Raw genomic sequence first — 17738 nt, forward strand, 5'->3', positions numbered from 1 at the left:
AACGAAGGTGATGAATGTCTGGAATGAGTAGATCTGGCGCGAGGGGGAAGTCGGAGAGTGCACATCACTACTCCCTGAGGAGCGTGTGCCCATGTCCACGGGAACGCTTCTGGCGATCATCATTCCGATCGTGGTGGTGATCGCTCTGGCCGCTGTGGCGGTCTCACTGCTGATGCGACGCCGTCACCTCCGTGAGCGCTTCGGCCCGGAGTACGAACGGACGGTCGAGGGATCCGACAGCCGGCTCGCCGCCGAGCGTGAGCTCAGGGAACGCGAGAGGCGACACGACTCGCTGGACATCAAACCGCTGCCCCCCGTCTCACGGGACCGCTACACGCGGGAGTGGACCAGTGTCCAGGAGGAGTTCGTCGACCGGCCGGAGGACGCGGTGCACGACGCGGACCGGCTGGTGACCTCCCTGATGCACGAGCGCGGGTATCCGACCGAGGGGTACGAGCAGCAGATGAAGGACCTCTCGGTGGAGCACGGCTCCACGCTGGAGCACTACCGGGCCGCCCACGAGGTGGAGTCCCTCTCCACCCGCAAGCAGGCGACGACCGAACAGCTGCGGGGCGCCATGGTGCACTACCGCGCCCTGTTCGACGAGTTGCTCTCCGACGGCGGCGGCCGGGCGCAGCCCGCCCGGTCCTGACCGCGATCACCACTGCGCACGGAGGAACGCATGGACAGGCACGAGGACGTGGGCCGCACCACGGGCGAGCTGTCGACCGAGGACCTCGCCCAGCCGACGGCCGCCGGTGCGGACGCCGAGCCGGCGCAAGCCCCCGAGGGAGCCCCGGTGTACCCCGGTGAGAGCACCGGGACACCGAGCGGCGGAACACCGGACACCGGCACGCAGAGCGAGGGCGACACGGCCGCCGGCGACGGGGCCGGCACCGACGCCGGCACCGACGCCGACGCCGGCGCTTCCGAGACCGCGGGGGCCCCGGCCGCCACCAGTGCTCGGTCCGCGGAGGACGAGACTCCGCAACTGTTGACGGACGACGACGAGCGCGCCTTCCGCGACCGCTGGCAGACGATCCAGAACCGGTTCGTGGACGACCCCCGGGAGGCCGTGCACGAGGCCGACACCCTGGTGGCGGACGTCATGCAGACCCTGGCCTCCACCTTCGCCCAGCACAAGCAGGACCTGGAGAGCCAGTGGGGCGAGGGCGAGAAGGTGGACACGGAGGAACTCCGGGGAGCGCTGCGGCGCTACCGTTCCTTCTTCAACCGCCTGCTGAGCACCTGAGCCCCGCTCCACCGTCCACGGCGCCCCGCCCGGCTCAGGGCATGACCCGCGCGAGGTAGGGCGCCGTGGCGCTGTCCCGGGTCCGCGCCACCCGCGGCGGCGGGCCGGCCGCCACGATCCGGCCGCCCCGGTCACCGCCGCCCGGACCCAGGTCGATCACCCAGTCGGCGCCCGCCACCACCGTCATGTCGTGCTCGACCACGACGACCGTGTGCCCGGCGTCGACCAGCCCGTGCAGCCGCTCCATCAGCACCTCCACATCGGCCGGGTGCAGTCCGGTCGTCGGCTCGTCCAGCAGGTACAGCGTGTGGCCGCGGCGCCCGCGCTGGAGTTCGCTCGCCAGCTTGATCCGCTGCGCCTCCCCGCCGGACAGCTCGGTCGCCGGCTGGCCGAGCCGCAGGTAGCCGAGGCCCACGTCGAGCAGGGTGCCCAGGCTGCGGGCGGCGCCCGGGGTGTCCGCGAAGAACTCCGCGGCGGCCTCCACGGTCAGGTCGAGCACGTCGGCGATGCTCCGTCCCCGGTACGTCACCCGGAGCGTCTCGGGGTTGTAGCGGGCGCCGCCGCAGTCCGGGCAGGGCGCGTACGTGCTCGGCAGGAACAGCAGCTCCACGCTGACGAACCCCTCGCCCTGGCAGGTCTCGCAGCGCCCGCCCGCCACGTTGAACGAGAACCGCCCGACCCCGTACCCGCGCGCCCGCGCCTCCTCGGTGCCGGCGAACACCTTCCGCACGACGTCGAACAGGCCCGTGTAGGTGGCCAGGTTGGAGCGCGGGGTGCGCCCGATGGGCCGCTGGTCCACCCGTACCAGCCGCCCGACCCCCGCCACGTCCTCCGTCAGCTCGCCGATCAGCGTGGACTTCCCGGAGCCGGAGACACCGGTGACCGCGGTGAACGCGCCGAGCGGGAACGCGGCCGTCACCGCGCGCAGGTTGTGCCGGGTCACCGGACCCACCGTCAGCCAGCCGCGCGGCTCGCGGACCTCGCGCGCCGGACCGGGGGACTCGTCGAAGAGGAACGCGGCCGTCGCCGACTCCTCGACCGAGGCCAGCTCGGCCGGCGGCCCGCTGTACAGCACCCGGCCGCCGTGCTCGCCCGCGCCGGGGCCCACGTCGACCAGCCAGTCGGCGCCGCGCACCACCTCCAGGTGGTGCTCCACCACGAACACCGAGTTCCCGGCCGCCTTGAGCCGCTCCAGCACGGTCAGCAGCGCCTCGGTGTCCGCCGGGTGCAGTCCGGCCGACGGCTCGTCCAGCACGTAGACGACACCGAACAGCCCGGAGCGCAACTGGGTCGCGAGCCGCAGCCGTTGCAGCTCGCCCGCGGACAGGGTGGGGGTGGCCCGGTCCAGGCTGAGGTAACCGAGGCCCAGTTCGACCACCGGCGCGATCCGGGACTTCAGGTCGGCGGTGAGCACCCTGGCCGTCTCGCCGTCGCCGTCGAGCAGTCCCGCCAGGTCGGTCAGCGGCAGCGCGGCCAGCTCGGCGATGGTCCGGCCGCCGAAGGTCACCGCGAGCGCCTCGGGCCGCAGCCGGCTGCCCCCGCAGACCGGGCAGGGCGCGCTGGTCAGGAAGCGCTCCGCCTTGGCCCGCAGGGTGGGCGACTTGGTGTCGGCGAAGGTCTTCAGCACGTACCGGCGGGCGCTCATGTACGTGCCCTGGTACGGCCGTTGGATGCGGTCCGCGTCCCGGACCGGGTGCACGGTGACGACCGGCTGCTCGTCGGTGAACAGGATCCACGCGCGCTGCTCGGCGGGCAGCTCGCGCCAGGGCCGGTCCACGTCGTACCCGAGCGTGTCCAGGATGTCCCGCAGGTTCTTGCCCTGCCAGGCACCCGGCCAGGCCGCGACGGCGCCCTCGCGGACGGACAGCGAAGGGTCCGGGACCAGCAGTTCCTCGGTGGTCTCGTGCACCCGCCCGAGTCCGTGGCACGCCGGGCAGGCGCCGGCCGCCGTGTTCGGCGAGAACGCGTCCGAGTCGAGCCGCCCGGCGCCGGGCGGGTAGGTGCCGGCGCGCGAGAACAGCATGCGCAGCGAGTTGGAGAGATTGGTGACCGTGCCCACCGAGGAGCGCGAGGTGGGGGCCGCGCGTCGCTGCTGCAGCGAGACCGCGGGCGGCAGCCCGGTGATCTCGCCGACCTTCGGCGCCCCGACCTGGTGGATCAGCCGGCGCGCGTACGGCGCCACCGACTCGAAGTACCGCCGCTGGGCCTCGGCGTAGACCGTGCCGAACGCCAGCGAGGACTTGCCCGACCCGGACACGCCGGTGAACACGGCCAGGACGTCGCGGGGGATGTCCACGTCCACGTTCCTGAGGTTGTGCTCGCGGGCGCCGCGGACGCGGACGTACGGATCATGGGGGCTGTGCATCGGGGGGATACTCTAACCGCCCCCGTGCGCTACGCCCGCGGAGGGTTGCCCGGGTCCTGCGGCCGGGTGCCGAACTCGTCCCGCAGCTTGTCCTGGCCGGTGTCGACCTGGGACCGGTACTTGTCCCCGGTGCGCTGGTCGGCGTAGTCCCCGCCCTTGTCGATGCCCTTGTCGGCCATGCCCTCGTGGCCCTTGAGCATGCCCTTGATCTTGTCCATGAAGGACATGGCGGCCCTCCTTGTCGCTTTCGGGTTCGCCCTCCCAGGGTCACCGGCCCGCGCCGGGTCCGCATCTCGAACGGCCCGGCGGCCCGGTGCCCGGCGGTGCGGCGTTCGGCGGTCCTGCGTTCAGCGGTCCGGCGCGAAGAGCGCGGCGAGCCGCCGGTGGGAGTCCAGCAGGGCCGTACGGTCGTAGGTGCTGGTGGTGACGAGCACCTCCTCGGCGCCGGTCTCCTTCAGCACCGCCTCCAGCTCGTGGGCGACCTGCTCGGCGGTGCCGGCGAGGTGCCCGGCGAGAGCGGACTCGTGGAAGTCCCGCTCCCTCGCGGTCATCGTGCGGGCCTCGACCGACTCGGCGGGGGCGAGCGGCGGGAACGTGCCGTGGGTGCGGGAGTACGCCATCGACCAGGCCTCGGGGACCAGCAGCCGGCGCGCCCCGGCCTCGGTGCCGGCGACCGCGACCGTGCCGGAGATCACCACGTACGGCTCGGACGCCCAGGCGGAGGGGCGGAACAGCGAGCGGTACTCGTCGATGCCGCGCAGCATCTTCTCGCGGCCGCGCAGGTCACCGATGACCATGGGCAGGCCCGCGCGCGCCGCGATGCGCGCGCCCTCGCCCATGGCCAGCACGAACGGCGGCACCCTCAGGCCCTCCGCGGGGCGGGCGTGCACCCCGGCCGGTGAGCCGCCCGTGAACCAGCCCAGCAGTTCCCCGAGCTGCGCGGCGAAGTCCTCGGCATCGTCCTTGTCCCGGCCGAGCGCCCTGCGGACCCCGTCCGTGAAGCCGACGGAGCGGCCCAGCCCCATGTCGATCCGCCCCGGGAACAGCGCTTCCAGCACCCCGAACTGCTCGGCCACCACGAGGGGCTGGTGGTTGGGCAGCATGACCCCGCCGGTGCCGACCCGGATGGTGCGGGTGGCCGCGGCGACCGCGGCGGCCAGCACGGTCGGTGCCGAGCCGGCCACCCCCGGCACCCCGTGGTGCTCCGACACCCAGAACCGGTGGTAGCCGAGCGCCTCCGCCTCCCGGGCCAGGGCGACGGTGTCCCGCAGCGCCTCGCCGGGCGGGCGGCCCTCGCGGGTGCGGGAGCGGTCGAGGACGGAGAACCGGGTCCGGCTGATCACTGAGCTGCTCACGCAGGGTTCAACGCCCTGGCGGGCACGGGATTCCCGCGGCCACGCCGGGTCGGCGCGCGGCCACGCACGGTGCGGCGCGTGCGGCGCGTGCGGCGCGTCAGCGTGCGGCGCGTCAGCGGGGGCGCGGAGGCCGCCGGGGCCCGCGGGCTGGCTAGGGTGGCCGGTGTGACAGACAGCAGCAAGCGCCCGCTGGCCGTGTTCGACCTCGACAACACGCTGGCCGACACCGCCCACCGCCAGCACTTCCTGACGAGCAGGCCGCGCGACTGGGACGCGTTCTTCGCCGCCGCGCCCCAGGACCCGCCGCTCGCGGAGGGCGTGGCGCTGGCCGAGGAGAGCGCCGGCACGTGTGAGGTCGTCTACCTCACCGGCCGCCCCGAGCGGTGCCGCCGGGACACGCTGGACTGGCTCGCTGCCCACGGACTGCCCGAGGGGCCCGTCCACATGCGGAGCGACACCGACCGCAGACCGGCCCGGTTCACCAAGCTGCAGATCCTGCGCCGGCTCGCCCGGGACCGGGAGGTGCGGGTGCTGGTGGACGACGACGAGCTGGTGTGCGACGACGCCGAGCGCGCCGGGTTCACCGTCGTACGGGCCCGCTGGGCCGCGAAGTCGGCCGTGCTGGAGGAGGCGCAGGAGCGCGAGGGGCGTACCTGAGAAGCCGCGTCGGCCGGCTCAGTCGCCGTCCTCCAGCCGGAAGCCCACCTTCAGGCCCACCTGGTAGTGCTCGACCCGGCCGTTCTCGATCTGGCCGCGGACCTGGGTCACCTCGAACCAGTCCAGGTTGCGCAGGGTCTGGTCGGCTCGGGCGATGCCGTTGCGGATGGCCTGGTCGAGTCCCTCGTGGGAGGTGCCGACGATCTCGGTGACCCGGTAGGTGTGGTTCGACATGCGGGTGCTCCTCTCGTGTCACGCCGTACTCCACCGTGCCGTATCCGCGCTCCGTCCGCACGGCGTCGCCGCTGTACCGCCGGGTAGCCCTTGACCTCCGCATTGGTCCATACCAAAATCCAGCTCACCCGTACGAGCCCCCGCTCGTCCCCCACGCCGGGCCCCTTCCCTGTCCCCGCACCCCTGCCCGACAGAACAGGACCCCTCGTGAGACGACGTCTGCTCGCCCTCATCTGCGTCACCGGCTCCCTCGTCAGCGGCTGCGGGATGCTCCCCGGCGACCACGAGCGCAGGACCGTCACCGTGTGGCTGATGAAGGACAGCGCTTCCAGGGAGTTCCTGCAGCGGTTCACCGAGGACTTCGAACGCACCCACGGCGACCTGCGGTTGGACATCCGTATCCAGCAGTGGACCGGCATCGTCGAGAAGGTCCGCACCGCACTGAAGGCGGAGTCCGGCGACGGCCCGGACGTCATCGAGGTCGGCAACACCCAGGTGCCGCTGTACGCCGACGGCGGCCGGCTCACCGACCTCACCCTGGAGTCGATGCGGGACTGGGGCAAGGAGAAGTGGCTGCCCGGCCTCGCCCAGCCCGGCAAGGACGGCAACAAGCAGTACGGCATCCCCTGGTACGCGGCCAACCGCGTCGTCATCTACCGCAAGGACCTGTTCGAACAGGCCGGCGTCACCCGCCCGCCGAGGACCCGCGAGGAATGGCTCGCCGCCACCGAGAAGCTCGACTCCGGCGACACACAGGGCATCTACCTCGCCGGACAGGACTGGTACACGCTCTCCGGCTTCATCTGGGACGAGGGCGGCGACCTCGCCCGGGAACAGGACTACACCTGGCGGGGCACCCTGGACTCCCCGGCCGCGCTGCGCGGCATGGACTTCTACCGCCGGCTCCAGGCGCTCGGCAAGGGGCCCGTGGACGCCGACGAGGAACACCCGCCCCAGGCAGGGGTGTTCGCCGGCGGCAAGGCCGCCCAGATCATCGCCGTACCCGGGCTCGCCCAGTCCATCCTCAAGCAGAACCCGGCACTGAAGGGCAAGCTCGGCTTCTTCCCCGTGCCCGGCACGACCGCCGGCCGGCCCGGCACCGTCTTCACCGGCGGCTCCGACCTGGTCGTCCCGCGCAACACCGGCGACCAGTTCGCCGCGACCGCCGTCGTCGCGGCGCTCACCGGCGCCAAGTGGGACACCGAACTCGCCCGCACCATGAACTACGTGCCCAACAAGACCACCCTGGCCGGCGCGGTCGCCGGGGAGGAGGGGGTCGCCGCCATGGCCGCGGGCGCGGCACACGGGCGGGCGACCCCCCACAGCCCTCAGTGGGCCGACGTGGAGGCCGACAACCCGATCAAGGAGTACATGACCCGGGTGCTGAACGGCGCGGACCCGGCGACCGAGGCCCGCCGAGCCTCCCGCAAGATCACCGAGCTGCTCACCCCGAACGTGGGCTGACCGGCCGCAGCCGGCTCACCGCAGCACGCTCAGCGACAGCGCGAAGCGGCCCTGCGGGTCCGTCCACCAGTGGGTCAGCTCCAGGCCCGCGGCGGCCAGTTCCGCGGTCACACCCTCCCTCCGGAACTTGGCCGACACCTCGGTGCGCAGCTCCTCGCCCGCCGCGAAGTCCACGGCGAGGTCCAGCGCGGGCACCTTCACGGTCTGCGCGGTACGGGAGCGCAGCCGCATCTCGATCCACTCCCGCTCGGCGTTCCACAGGGCCACGTGGTCGAACGCGTCCGGGTCGAAGTCGGCGCCCAGTTCGCGGTCGACCACGGCCAGCACGTTCTTGTTGAACGCGGCCGTCACCCCGGCCGCGTCGTCGTACGCCCGGACCAGCACCCCCTCGTCCTTGACCAGGTCCGTGCCGAGCAGGAGCCCGTCGCCCGGGGCGAGCAGCGAGCGCACGGAGTCCAGGAAGCGGGCGCGTTCGGCGGGCAGCAGGTTGCCGATCGTGCCGCCGAGGAACGCCACCAGCAGGGGTCCGGGCGTCGCGGGCAGGGTCAGCGGGGCGGTGAAGTCGGCGATGAGGGCGTGGACGTCGAGGTCCGGGCGCTCGTCGATCAGGGTCTGCCCGGCCTGGGTGAGGGCGCTCTCGCTGACGTCGACCGGGACGTACGCCGACAGGGGGAGCGCGTCGATCAGATAGCGGGTCTTCTCCGAGGAGCCCGAACCCAGCTCGACCAGGGTGCGGGCACCGCTCGCGGCGGCGATCTCACCGGACCGGTCGGCGAGGATCTCCCGCTCGGCGCGGGTGGGGTAGTACTCGGGCAGTTCGGTGATCTGCTCGAACAGCTCGCTGCCGCGGGCGTCGTAGAACCACTTCGGCGGCAGCCACTTCGGCGCGGCGGTGAGGCCGTGCAGGACGTCGGCGCGCAGCGCGGCGTCCGTCGCGTCCTCGGGGAGCGTGCGGGTGACGTGCAGGGGGCTCAACGGCAGGGCTCCTTCGGTGAGGCGGACGCCGGTTCGTCCAAGGGGGCGAGCAGCACACCGGCGCGGCTCGCGGTGAGCACGGTGCGGTCGGGGACCTCCTGCCAGAGGGGGTCGTCGTCGTACGGCTCGGAGGCCACGACGGTGTTCCGGCCCGGCTCCGTGCGGTACCAGAGCGAGTCGCCCCAGGCGGTGGCGGCGATCGTGGCTCCGTCGGTCAGCAGCAGGTTCAGACGGGAGGCGGGGGCGGCCCGGGCCAGTTGGCGAACCGTTTCGCCCAAGGCGTCGTCCGGTTCGTCCCCGTTGCGCAGCCGGTGCAGGACCAGTGCCCAGACGAACGCCGAGTCGGTGCGGGCCTGGAGCGACAGCAGGTCGACCGGCGGCAGCGCGGACACCAGGGGCGCCGCCGAGTCCGGCCAGCCCGCGATCATCCCGTTGTGGCTGAACAGCCACCGCCCGGACGCGAACGGTGCCGCAGCGGCCTCGGCGTCCGCCCCCGCCAGGGTCGCGTCCCGGACGGCGGCGAGCACGGCGCCCGAGCGCACCACCCGGCCCAGGTCGGCGAAGGACAGGTCGGCCCAGATCGGCCCGGCGCGCCGGTAGCGCGCCGGGACCGGATCGCCGGAGGTGTACCAGCCCACCCCGAAACCGTCGGCGTTGACCGTCCCGTGCCGCTGCCGGCGCGGCGCCCACGACTGCCGGAACAGGCTGTGCGGGGGCTCCACGAGGAGCCGGCCGAGCGGCTCCTCGGGGCCCAGATAGGCGAGGTGACGGCACATCAGACGGTCTCCGAGCGGGCGGTGCGGAACCCGGAGAAGATCTGCCGGCGGATCGGGTAGTCCCAGTTGCGGAACGTGCCCCGGCACGCCACCGGGTCCACGGCGAACGAACCGCCGCGCAGCACCTTGTGCTCGGGCCCGAAGAACACCTCCGAGTACTCCTTGTACGGGAAGGCCGCGAAGCCCGGGTACGGCAGGAAGTCGCTCGCCGTCCACTCCCACACGTCGCCGATCAACTGCCGGACGCCGAGCGGGGACTCGCCGGCCGGGTAGCTGCCGGCCGGAGCGGGCCTGAGGTGCCGCTGGCCCAGGTTGGCGTGGTCGGGCGCCGGGTCGGCGTCGCCCCACGGGTAGCGCCGGGAGCGGCCGGTGGCCGGGTCGAAGCGGGCCGCCTTCTCCCACTCCGTCTCGGTGGGCAGGCGCCGTCCGGCCCACCGGGCGTAGGCGTCCGCCTCGTACCAGCACACGTGCAGCACCGGCTCGTCCGGCGGTACCGGTTCGGTGATCCCGAACCGGCGCCGCAGCCACTGGCCGCCGTCCCGCCGCCAGAACAGCGGGGCCGAGATGCCGTGCCGCCGGATGTGCGCCCAGCCCTCGGGCGACCACCAGCGTTCGGTGCCGTAGCCGCCGTCCTCGATGAACGCCTGGTACGCGGCGTTCGTCACCGGGGTGGTGTCGATCCAGAAAGGCGCCACCTCCCGCGGGTGCGCCGGGCGTTCGTTGTCCAGGGCCCACGGCTCGCTGGAGGTGCCCATGGTGAACGGGCCGCCCGGTACGAGGACTTCGGCCGGTCCCGTGAACAGCGGGAGCGGATCCGGGTCCGGGGCGGTCAGGACCTGCGGCCCGGTGCGGAGCTGATGGGTGATCAGCATGGTTTCGTCGTGCTGCTGTTCGTGCTGGGCGATCATGCCGAAGGCGAAGCCGGCCTCGGTCAGCCGGGTGCCGTGGAAGTCGGCCGCCTCCAGCAGGTCCAGCGCCCGGCCGCGCACCTCGGCCGCGTACCGGCGGGCCTCGGCGGGCGGCAGCAGCGGCAGCGAGGGGCGCTCGGCACGCGCGTGCTCGAAGGCGTCGTACAGGTTGTCTATCTCGGGCCGCATCGCCTCCCGGCCGCCGACCGTCCGGAGCAGCCACTGCTCCTCCTGGTTGCCGATGTGCGCCAGGTCCCACACCAGCGGGGACATCAGCGGCGAGTGCTGCGCGGTGAGATCCGGTTCGTCGACGCAGCTGGTCAGCAGCGTGGTGCGGTCTCGGGCGGTGAGGAGGGAGGCCAGCGCGCGCTCGCGCAGCGCTTCGCTGTCCGTCCCTTCGGCCCGGGTCTCGGTGTCGGTCTCGGGCGCGGTCATGTACGGATGTCCTTCCTCCCGTAGGCGGTACGGGCGCCCCCGGCCGGGCCGGAACGGGGCGGGTCGGTCGCGGTCAGCCGGTCCAGCAGGTCGTCGGCCGGGCAGCGGCCCCGGGCCACGTGGCGGTCCCGGAACGCCGCCACGGCGTCGGTGACCCGGGCCGTGGCGCCCAGCCGGGGCAGCGCCTCCAGGGCCACCGCGAAACAGGTGTCGGCGGCCTCGCGCAGCTCCGGGTCGGCGAGCCCGAACCGGGCCGCGTCGACCCACAGCGGGTTGTGCGGCGCGGGCCGGTTCAGGGCGCGTTCGGCCAGCGGCTTCACGGTCCGGTAGGCGCGCTCGGCGGCCTCCGGGTCGTCGAACAGCGCCGCCGTCACCGCGAGCGGCACCAGCCAGCCGTCCTCGCCGGGCTGCGCGTCGATCATCCGCAGCTCCAGATGACCACGGGGCCGGACCGGCGGGAACAGGGTCGTCAGGTGGTAGTCCAGGTCCGCGCGGGTGGGCGGCCGGGGCGACCGGGAACGGGTCCACTCCCGGAAGGTGAGCCCGTCGGGCACCTCCCACGGCCCGTTCTCCCGGCGGACGCACATCACCGGCGAGTCCAGCACGTGCCGGGCCCAGGCGGTGCGCGGCTCACCGTCCAGCGGGGGGGCGCCGGCCCGGCCGGCACCGATCTCCGTCCACGTCAGCTGGCGGGTGGACTGCCAGCCCGTGGGCCGGCCGCCCCGCAGCGGGGAGTTGGCGAACGCGGCCACCAGGACCGCGCCCAGCTGATGCGCCAGCCACCAGCGCCTGGCGTGCCCCAGCGGACCCGGTTCCTCGTGGCCGGCGTCCACGCAGACCTGGACGGAGGCCGTGGTGCACATCATGTGACGGCCGGCCGGACCGGTGCGGTCCAGGCAGGTCTCCATGGCGTCGTAGCGCGGCTCGTGCAGGAATCTGCGGGGCGTGTGCCAGGGGTCGTGGCCGATGCCCGCGAGGCCGAGACCGTCCTTCGCCAGGACCGACCGTACGGTGTCCAGGTCGGCGGAGACGGTGTCGACGCACTCCATCAGGGAGGCGGCGGGCGGCGAGCTCAGCTCCAGCTGGCCGCCGGGTTCGACGGTGAGCGCCGAGCCCAGGGGGACGGCCCGCAGGGCGGTGTAGGCCGCTTCGAGCCGTTCGGGTGAGACCGGGAGCTGCGGCAGCTCCAGGGAGTGGACGAGCCACTCCAGTTCGACACCGAGGGTGCGGGGCGGGCCGGTCTTGAAGCAGATGCCCCGGACCAGGGCCTCCACCTCGGCCTCGGTGACGGCGGTGCGGTGCTCCGTACAGTCACCGCCGTCGCTCTGTGTGTCCGACATGTCGGGTCCTCCTGAAATTCCACCGTGCCACCGGCCCGGCGTCGTGTCCGGGCAGCGCTCGTCCTACCCAAAACCACTCCGGCGAATCGCACAAGGGTGCCAACCGGGACGTTCCGGATCCGTCACCTCCGTTTCTTTGCGTGTTTCCGGGCCGTTCCCGGGTCGGGAAACTCCGTTGCACCGCGGCACCAGCATCACCCAGGATGCCTGCATGAGCACGACGGGGGAGACCGCGCAGGCCGTGGTCGGGGCGCCCACGGGGGTGGCGCCGTGAGCGCGCGCCTGCGCGGGGTCGCCGCGGAGACGGAACGTATCGTCGCCGCGGGCTGGTACCGGACACCGGACGGGCGGCAGGTGTCCGTCGCGGACGCGGTCGAGGCCGCGCGGGCGGGCACCCGGCTGTTCGGTCCCGCGCCGGTGCCGGTGCCGCCCGGAGCACCCGCGAACACGACGGTCTTCGAGGTCACCGGCGAGAGCAGCCTGGAGGCGGCCCGCCGGCTGGCCGGCGCCCCCGTCGCCGTCCTGAACTTCGCCTCGGCCCGGAACCCGGGCGGCGGCTACCTCAACGGCGCGCAGGCCCAGGAGGAGGCCCTGTGCCGCGCCTCCGCGCTGCACACCTGCCTGCTGTCGGCCCGTGCCTTCTACGACCACCACCGCGCCGACCGTGACCCGTTCTACTCCGACCGGGTGATTCACTCCCCGGCCGTCCCCGTCTTCCGCGACGACCGCGGCCGGCTGCTCGCCGAGCCGTACCGCGCGGGCTTCCTGACGGCCGCCGCCCCCAACGCGGGCGTGATCCGCAGGACGGCCCCGCAGCGGGCCGCCGGGCTGCCCGGCGCCCTGGCCGTGCGCGCCGAACGCGTCCTGGAGACGGCCGCGGCCCACGGCTACCGCCGCCTGGTCCTCGGCGCCTGGGGCTGCGGCGTCTTCCGGAACGACCCGGCCCTCGTCGCCCGCGCCTTCCGCACCCTGCTGGGTCCCGGCGGCCGGTTCGCCCACCGCTTCGCACACGTGGTGTTCGGCGTGCTGGACCGGACAACGGGGGCGGTGGCGCGGACGGCGTTCGAACGGGCGTTCACGCAGACGGGGGCGGAGGCCGGGTCCGTCAGGTGTAGGTGAAGGTGCGGGGGTGCGGTCGGCCGCCGTGCCCGGGCGGGCGGCCGGGTTCGAGTGGTGCGGGCCGGTCAGGTCCAGCCGTAGCGCTCGTGCAGGCGCCGGCGGACGAGGTCGAAACGCATCCGGTCCAGGGCGCACGCCTCCCGGCGCATGCCCTCCTCGTGGAGGCGCAGCACGCGGTCCACGGCCACCCAGGAGTCCCGGCCCGACCGGTCCCAGGGGCCGCTGCCGATCGCCACCCAGTCCCGGTCGTCGTCGTGCCGCCTGCTGGACAGCCGGACGGCGAGCAGGGTGCGGCCCGGCTCCCGGGCCACGACCAGCACCGGGCGGTCCTTGCCCCGCCCGTCGTTCTCCTCGAACGGCACCCAGGTCCACACGATCTCCCCGGGATCCGGGTCGCCGTCGTGGGCGGGGGAGTACTCGGTGCGCACCCGGCCGACCGCGCGCGGATCGGCCTCGGTGGTGGCGTGCGGGCCGTGACGGCCGGGGACGTTCTCTTCGGTGGTCGTACTCACGCAGGCACCCTAAGGGTGTCCGGGGGGCTCAGTCGATGCAGAACTCGTTGCCCTCGACGTCCTGCATCGCGATGCACGAGTCGTGGCCGTCGTACAGGAGTTGCACCCGGACCGCCCCGAGCGCGACCAGTCGTGCGCACTCGGCTTCGAGCGTGGCGAGGCGCTCCTCGCCCACCAGCCCGGTACCCACCCGCACGTCGAGGTGCACCCGGTTCTTGACGACCTTGCCCTCGGGAACGCGCTGGAAGAACAGCCGCGGACCCACACCCGAGGGATCACTGCACGCGAACCAGGAACCCCGGTCCTCGGGGGGCCGGGAGCGGTCGAAGTCGTCCCAGGTGGTGAACCCCGCCGGAGGCGGCGCTACGACGTACCCGAGCACCTCGCACCAGAACCGGGCGACCCGCTCGGGTTCCGCGCAGTCGAAGGTGACCTGGAACTGCTTGATCGTCGGCATCGGCGCACCCTAACAGGCGCGCGCGCCGATGCGCATGCCCGGGCGCCGGCCGTGGACGGTCAGGTACGTCAGCCCGGCCTCGCCTGCGGTGATGCTGCGCGGAGCGCCGTGCGGCAGCCAGAGCAGGGCGCCCTCGGCGAGCGGCTCCACCGCCTCCGCGGTGCCGTCGCCGAGCGTGCCGTGCCCGGCGACGACCAGCACCAGCACGTCCAACTGGGTCTCGGTGTGGGCCGTGATGCGTCCGCCCGGCGTCAACCGGACCACGTTCGCGTCGAGTTGTCGCCCGCTCTCCGCCAGCTTCCACAGCACGCCGGCCGGTACCGGGGGTGCCTCGGCGAGCGCGCGGGTGTCACACAGGACGCGCGGGCCCGCCACCGGCCGGCCGGTGCGGTGTCGATCGCGGACGGCGACGTCATCCGGTGTTCTCCTCGGCTGTTCCGTTTCCCTGCCCACCGTGACCGGCCGCACGGCCGGGCGGGTGACCTCAGCCCTCCTGCTCCACGGGGATCTTCTGCGGCGGCGGCGCCACCACTCCGTTGAGCGAGGGCGAAGCGCCGTTCACCGGCTGCCCGTTGTCGCCCGTCGTGGCGAGCAGCTTGCGGGCCAGGCCCAGGCCCGTGCCGCCCATGGTGAGCGCCTTCGCGAACAGCTCGCCCATGCCGTCGGCGCCGTTGAGCAGCACCATGTTGTCGACGTTGCCGAACGCGGACGCGCCGGCCTGGACGATCTCCGGCCACTTCTCGGCGAGTTGCTGGGCGACGACCGCCTCCTGGTTCTCGGCCAGGGCCGCCGCCCGGGCCTTGATGGCCTCGGCCTCCGCCAGGCCCTGGGCCCGGGTCGCCTCGGCCTCCGCCAGACCCCTCGCCTGCGCGGCGGCAGCCTCGGCCTCACCGGTGGCCCGGGTGGCGGCGGCGCTCGCCGTACCCCGGGTCTGGGTCGCCTCGGCCTCGGCCGCCGCGGCGGTCTTCACCCGGGTCGCCTCGGCCGCCGCGGCCAGCTCGGTCTCCTTCGCCTTGGCCTGGGCCGCCGAGATCCGCGCGTCGCGCTCGGCCTCGGCCAGCGTCCGCTTCTCGTAGGCCTGGGCGTCCGCCGGTTTGCGGACGTCCGCCTGGAGCTGCTGCTCGCGCCGGTTCGCCTCCAGTTCGGCGACCCGCGTCTCCTGCACCACGACCTCCTGCCGGGCCGCGGCCGCGGCGAGCGGTCCGGCCTGCTGGGCCTTGGCCGCCGCCTTGTCACGCTCGGCCTGGTAGCCGGCCTGGAGGATCTCGCTGTCCCGGGTGGCCTCCGACATCCGGGCCGCCGCCTGCTGCTCGGCCTCCGTGGCCAGCCGGTTCGCCTCCGCCTGCGCGATGCGGGCGTCCCGCTGGACGGCCGCCGCGTGCGGCATCGCCAGGTTCTGGATGTACCCGGTCGGATCCTCGATCTCGTGGATCTGCAGCGAGTCCACGATCAGACCGAGCTTCTCCATCTCCGTACCGCAGGCCGCCCGGGTCTGCCCGGTCAGCTTCTCCCGGTCGCGGATCATGTCCTCGACCGTCAACCCGCCCACGATGGACCGCAGATGACCGGCGAAGACGTTGTGCACCCGCTCCGCCATCAGCCGCTGCTGGTCCAGGAACCGGCGGGCCGCGTTCGCGATCGACACGAAGTCGTCGCCCACCTTGAAGATGACCACGCCCCGCACCTTCAGCGGAATGCCCTGGTGCGTCACGCAGTCCACGTGCAGCTCGGTCTCGTTCAGGTCCAGCGAGAGCTTGCGCACCGCCTGCACCCCGGGCAGCACCAGCGTGCCCCGCCCGGTGACGATGCGGAAGCCCATGCCCTCCTCCAGGCCCTCCGTGCGGTGGTTCGACCCGGAGATGACGAGTGCCTCGTTCGGCTCGGCGACCCGCCACATCATCTTGAACAGACCGATCAGTACGAGGACGGCCACGACGACCGCCCCCGCAACGACGCCGACAACCATCGGCATACGCCCCCTTTGCATGGTGCCCGTCCGGCACCGAACGAAGGGAGTGTGCGCCTGCCGGGGGCCGGGGTGAAGACGCCGGCGAATCCTTGTTGCAATCTTGACGCACGCCGCCCTCACCTGGGGCGACGGGCGCTCAACTGTCGTACGCCGCGGTGACGTAGACCGTTCTCGGCGGCAGGTGCTCCATGACCATCACCACCGTCCCGGTGGTGATCCGGGACCTGCCGTCGGCCGGATGGGCGAGGAAGTGTTCCGCGCCGCCGCGTACCCGCACGATCACCTCGCCCACCAGACCGGGCCCGACCGTCCCCGTCACCCGCCCCATCAGCCCGACCATCGACGCGTCCTCCATGGCCCCAGCGTACGGGCGGAGCCCCGTCACACGGCCGGGTCGTCCGCGTCCGCCCGCCGCGGCGGCCACAGCTCGTGCCAGCGCAGCTCCGCCTCCAGCTGCGCGGCCAGGGACACCAGGAGCGGTTCGCTGTGGGCCGGGCCGAGCAGCTGCGCGCCCACCGGGAGTCCGGAACCGGTGAAACCGGCGGGCACGTTCACCCCCGGCCAGCCGAGCACGTTCCACGGCCAGGCGTACGGGCAGGCCGCGATGATCGCCCGGTCGGTGGCCAGCCCGCCGAGCCGGGAGAAGGCGCCGATCCGCGGCGGGGGCAGGGCGGTCGTCGGCGCGAGGACCACGTCGTACGACCCGAAGAACGCGCCGATCCGCCGGTGCAGCACCGCCTCCGCCCGCCGGGCCGCCCGCAGCGGGGCCCCGCCGAGCAGCCGGCCGAGCCGGGCCGCGCCCCGGGTGCGCGGGTCGAGCAGCGCGGGATCGGGTGCCTCGCGGACCCACTCGGCGATGCCGGCGGTGGCCCGTGGCACGAAGGTCAGCCCGATCTGCCCGTACGGCGGGTCGGCCTCCTCCACCACGTGGCCCAACCCGGCCAGTCTTTCCGCGAGTTCGACGACCCGGGCGCGGATCTCCGGGTGCAGCCGGGCGGCCACGGCGGTGAACGGCGGCTTCAGGGACAGGGCGATGCGCAGCCGGCCCGGGTCGCGGCCGGCCGCGTCCGCCACCACCAGCGCGGGCGGCCGGTGCCGGTCGCGGTCGTGGTTGCCGCTCGCCGCGTCCAGCAGCAGGGCCGCGTCGGCGACCGTACGGGCGAGGGTGCCGTTGACCGTGATGCCGTGGAAGGACTCGGCGCGCGGCCAGGTCGAGACGCGGCCGCGCTGCGGCTTGATGCCGATCAGGTGGGTCCAGGAGGCGGGGATGCGCACCGAGCCGGCGCCGTCGGAGCCGAGCGCGGCCGGGACGAGGCCGGCGGCGACGGCCGCGGCCGACCCGCCCGAGGAGCCGCCCGGCGTGTGGCCGGTGTTCCACGGGTTGCGGGTCTCGCCGAAGGCCGGCCCCTCGGTGAACGGCCACTGTCCCAGCTCGCAGGTGTTCGTCTTGCCCACGATCACCGCACCGGCCGCACGCAGCCGCCGTACCGCCTCCCCGTCCGCGGCCACCGGCGGGAAGACGCCCCGGCAGCCGAACGCGGTCGGCTCACCCGCCACGTCCATGTCGTCCTTCACCGCCACCGGCACCCCGAGCAGCGGGCGCCGCCCGCCGGCGGCCAACTCCCGGTCGGCGGCGTCCGCTTCGGCGAGCGCGGCCTCGGCGCGCACGATCCGGAAGGCGTTGAGCGTCGCCCGCGCCCCCTCGATCCGCGCCAGCGCCTGCTCCACCAGCTCCCGGGAACTCATCTCCCCGTCGGCAAGAGCACGACAACTCTCCGCAAGACCCGCGGCACGGTCGGGCGTCATGGGGGAGCACCTCCGGGAGGGCCGGGCACGATGTCTACCGAACGGTAACCTCCGCACGGCGGCGGGCACACGGTTTTCCCGCGGCGGATGCACGGATGTCGCACGGGTGGCCGG

Annotated in this window: 19 protein-coding genes; 5 read left to right on the top strand and 14 right to left on the bottom strand. The window is 73.8% G+C overall.

Annotation, left to right across the window (positions count from 1 at the left end; genetic code table 11):
- Window positions 1–91 precede the first annotated feature (91 nt).
- Together IG05_RS0135540 and IG05_RS0135545 are read left to right on the top strand one after the other, a co-directional pair.
- Complete coding sequence (locus IG05_RS0135540) at window positions 92–652, top strand: hypothetical protein (protein WP_030348217.1); 561 nt, start codon at window positions 92–94, stop codon at window positions 650–652.
- Window positions 653–682: 30 nt separating this feature from the next.
- The gene (locus tag IG05_RS0135545) at window positions 683–1252 is read left to right on the top strand and encodes a hypothetical protein (protein ID WP_030348218.1); all 570 of its coding nucleotides are present in this window, start codon (window positions 683–685) and stop codon (window positions 1250–1252) included.
- A gap of 34 nt (window positions 1253–1286) precedes the next feature.
- On the opposite strand, the gene IG05_RS0135550 is transcribed toward IG05_RS0135545, so the two are convergent.
- The 3 genes from IG05_RS0135550 to IG05_RS0135560 all read right to left on the bottom strand — a co-directional run bounded on the left by IG05_RS0135550 (window position 1287) and on the right by IG05_RS0135560 (window position 4972).
- The gene (locus tag IG05_RS0135550; RefSeq protein WP_030348219.1) at window positions 1287–3617 is read right to left on the bottom strand and encodes an ATP-binding cassette domain-containing protein; all 2331 of its coding nucleotides are present in this window, start codon (window positions 3615–3617) and stop codon (window positions 1287–1289) included.
- Between the two features lie 29 nt (window positions 3618–3646).
- On the bottom strand, window positions 3647–3844 hold the full coding sequence (locus IG05_RS0135555) for an antitoxin (protein ID WP_030348220.1): 198 nt from the start codon (window positions 3842–3844) through the stop codon (window positions 3647–3649).
- A gap of 120 nt (window positions 3845–3964) precedes the next feature.
- The gene (locus tag IG05_RS0135560; protein WP_030348221.1) at window positions 3965–4972 is read right to left on the bottom strand and encodes an LLM class flavin-dependent oxidoreductase; all 1008 of its coding nucleotides are present in this window, start codon (window positions 4970–4972) and stop codon (window positions 3965–3967) included.
- A 165-nt stretch (window positions 4973–5137) separates the two neighbouring features.
- Here IG05_RS0135560 and IG05_RS0135565 point away from each other — a divergent pair, with 165 nt between their 5' ends.
- Window positions 5138–5629: a nucleotidase gene (locus tag IG05_RS0135565; protein WP_030348222.1), complete on the top strand. Its 492-nt coding sequence runs from the start codon at window positions 5138–5140 to the stop codon at window positions 5627–5629.
- 18 nt (window positions 5630–5647) lie between these two features.
- Here IG05_RS0135565 and IG05_RS0135570 read toward each other — a convergent pair whose 3' ends face one another.
- Complete coding sequence (locus IG05_RS0135570) at window positions 5648–5863, bottom strand: dodecin (protein WP_030348223.1); 216 nt, start codon at window positions 5861–5863, stop codon at window positions 5648–5650.
- Between the two features lie 207 nt (window positions 5864–6070).
- On the opposite strand from IG05_RS0135570, the gene IG05_RS0135575 reads away from it, so the two are divergent.
- Entirely contained in the window at window positions 6071–7327 is a 1257-nt protein-coding gene (locus IG05_RS0135575; protein ID WP_030348224.1) for an extracellular solute-binding protein, read from the top strand.
- Between the two features lie 15 nt (window positions 7328–7342).
- Here the strand turns inward: IG05_RS0135575 and egtD are convergent, their stop codons facing one another.
- Genes egtD through egtA form a run of 4 tightly spaced genes read right to left on the bottom strand, consistent with a single transcriptional unit; the run spans window position 7343 to window position 11761 of the window.
- The gene (gene egtD / locus IG05_RS0135580) at window positions 7343–8302 is read right to left on the bottom strand and encodes an L-histidine N(alpha)-methyltransferase (RefSeq protein WP_030348225.1); all 960 of its coding nucleotides are present in this window, start codon (window positions 8300–8302) and stop codon (window positions 7343–7345) included.
- Entirely contained in the window at window positions 8299–9078 is a 780-nt protein-coding gene (gene egtC, locus IG05_RS0135585) for an ergothioneine biosynthesis protein EgtC (RefSeq protein WP_030348226.1), read from the bottom strand. Before egtC ends, egtD begins: the two co-directional genes overlap by 4 nt.
- Window positions 9078–10421 carry an ergothioneine biosynthesis protein EgtB gene (gene egtB, locus IG05_RS0135590; RefSeq protein WP_030348227.1) on the bottom strand — a complete coding sequence of 448 codons (1344 nt, stop codon included), beginning with the start codon at window positions 10419–10421 and terminating at the stop codon, window positions 9078–9080. Before egtB ends, egtC begins: the two co-directional genes overlap by 1 nt.
- Window positions 10418–11761 carry an ergothioneine biosynthesis glutamate--cysteine ligase EgtA gene (gene egtA / locus IG05_RS0135595; RefSeq protein WP_030348228.1) on the bottom strand — a complete coding sequence of 448 codons (1344 nt, stop codon included), beginning with the start codon at window positions 11759–11761 and terminating at the stop codon, window positions 10418–10420. The genes egtB and egtA overlap by 4 nt, the downstream gene beginning before the upstream one ends.
- 270 nt (window positions 11762–12031) lie before the next feature.
- Here egtA and IG05_RS0135605 point away from each other — a divergent pair, with 270 nt between their 5' ends.
- A complete protein-coding gene (locus IG05_RS0135605) occupies window positions 12032–12880 on the top strand; it encodes a TIGR02452 family protein (RefSeq protein WP_030348229.1) in 849 nt (282 codons plus the stop codon).
- 65 nt (window positions 12881–12945) lie between these two features.
- Here IG05_RS0135605 and IG05_RS0135610 read toward each other — a convergent pair whose 3' ends face one another.
- From IG05_RS0135610 to IG05_RS0135635, 6 genes are all read right to left on the bottom strand, one after another.
- Window positions 12946–13392 carry a type II toxin-antitoxin system PemK/MazF family toxin gene (locus IG05_RS0135610; protein ID WP_030348230.1) on the bottom strand — a complete coding sequence of 149 codons (447 nt, stop codon included), beginning with the start codon at window positions 13390–13392 and terminating at the stop codon, window positions 12946–12948.
- A 28-nt stretch (window positions 13393–13420) separates the two neighbouring features.
- Window positions 13421–13849, bottom strand: coding sequence for a VOC family protein (locus IG05_RS0135615; protein WP_030348231.1), 429 nt, complete (start codon window positions 13847–13849; stop codon window positions 13421–13423).
- Between the two features lie 9 nt (window positions 13850–13858).
- Window positions 13859–14224, bottom strand: a complete 366-nt coding sequence (locus IG05_RS0135620) for a cupin domain-containing protein (RefSeq protein ID WP_051790617.1) — start codon at window positions 14222–14224, stop codon at window positions 13859–13861.
- Between the two features lie 109 nt (window positions 14225–14333).
- Window positions 14334–15821 carry an SPFH domain-containing protein gene (locus IG05_RS0135625; protein ID WP_030348233.1) on the bottom strand — a complete coding sequence of 496 codons (1488 nt, stop codon included), beginning with the start codon at window positions 15819–15821 and terminating at the stop codon, window positions 14334–14336.
- A 133-nt stretch (window positions 15822–15954) separates the two neighbouring features.
- Window positions 15955–16173: a hypothetical protein gene (locus IG05_RS0135630; RefSeq protein ID WP_030348234.1), complete on the bottom strand. Its 219-nt coding sequence runs from the start codon at window positions 16171–16173 to the stop codon at window positions 15955–15957.
- A 26-nt stretch (window positions 16174–16199) separates the two neighbouring features.
- Window positions 16200–17624 carry an amidase gene (locus IG05_RS0135635; RefSeq protein ID WP_030348235.1) on the bottom strand — a complete coding sequence of 475 codons (1425 nt, stop codon included), beginning with the start codon at window positions 17622–17624 and terminating at the stop codon, window positions 16200–16202.
- Window positions 17625–17738: the final 114 nt, after the last annotated feature.

The organism is Streptomyces sp. NRRL S-1022 (genome assembly GCF_000720135.1).
Classification (GTDB): domain Bacteria; phylum Actinomycetota; class Actinomycetes; order Streptomycetales; family Streptomycetaceae; genus Streptomyces.

Excerpts from the sequence above, each read along its gene's own strand:
- IG05_RS0135615 (WP_030348231.1), bottom strand. The coding sequence starts at position 13,849 with ATGCCGACGATCAAGCAGTTCCAGGTCACCTTCGACTGCGCGGAACCC.
- IG05_RS0135570 (WP_030348223.1), bottom strand. The coding sequence starts at position 5,863 with ATGTCGAACCACACCTACCGGGTCACCGAGATCGTCGGCACCTCCCAC.
- IG05_RS0135625 (WP_030348233.1), bottom strand. The coding sequence starts at position 15,821 with ATGCCGATGGTTGTCGGCGTCGTTGCGGGGGCGGTCGTCGTGGCCGTC.
- IG05_RS0135540 (WP_030348217.1), top strand. The coding sequence starts at position 92 with ATGTCCACGGGAACGCTTCTGGCGATCATCATTCCGATCGTGGTGGTG.
- IG05_RS0135555 (WP_030348220.1), bottom strand. The coding sequence starts at position 3,844 with ATGTCCTTCATGGACAAGATCAAGGGCATGCTCAAGGGCCACGAGGGC.
- IG05_RS0135550 (WP_030348219.1), bottom strand. The coding sequence starts at position 3,617 with ATGCACAGCCCCCATGATCCGTACGTCCGCGTCCGCGGCGCCCGCGAG.
- egtC (WP_030348226.1), bottom strand. The coding sequence starts at position 9,078 with ATGTGCCGTCACCTCGCCTATCTGGGCCCCGAGGAGCCGCTCGGCCGG.
- egtB (WP_030348227.1), bottom strand. The coding sequence starts at position 10,421 with ATGACCGCGCCCGAGACCGACACCGAGACCCGGGCCGAAGGGACGGAC.
- IG05_RS0135630 (WP_030348234.1), bottom strand. The coding sequence starts at position 16,173 with ATGGAGGACGCGTCGATGGTCGGGCTGATGGGGCGGGTGACGGGGACG.
- IG05_RS0135635 (WP_030348235.1), bottom strand. The coding sequence starts at position 17,624 with ATGACGCCCGACCGTGCCGCGGGTCTTGCGGAGAGTTGTCGTGCTCTT.
- egtA (WP_030348228.1), bottom strand. The coding sequence starts at position 11,761 with ATGTCGGACACACAGAGCGACGGCGGTGACTGTACGGAGCACCGCACC.
- IG05_RS0135545 (WP_030348218.1), top strand. The coding sequence starts at position 683 with ATGGACAGGCACGAGGACGTGGGCCGCACCACGGGCGAGCTGTCGACC.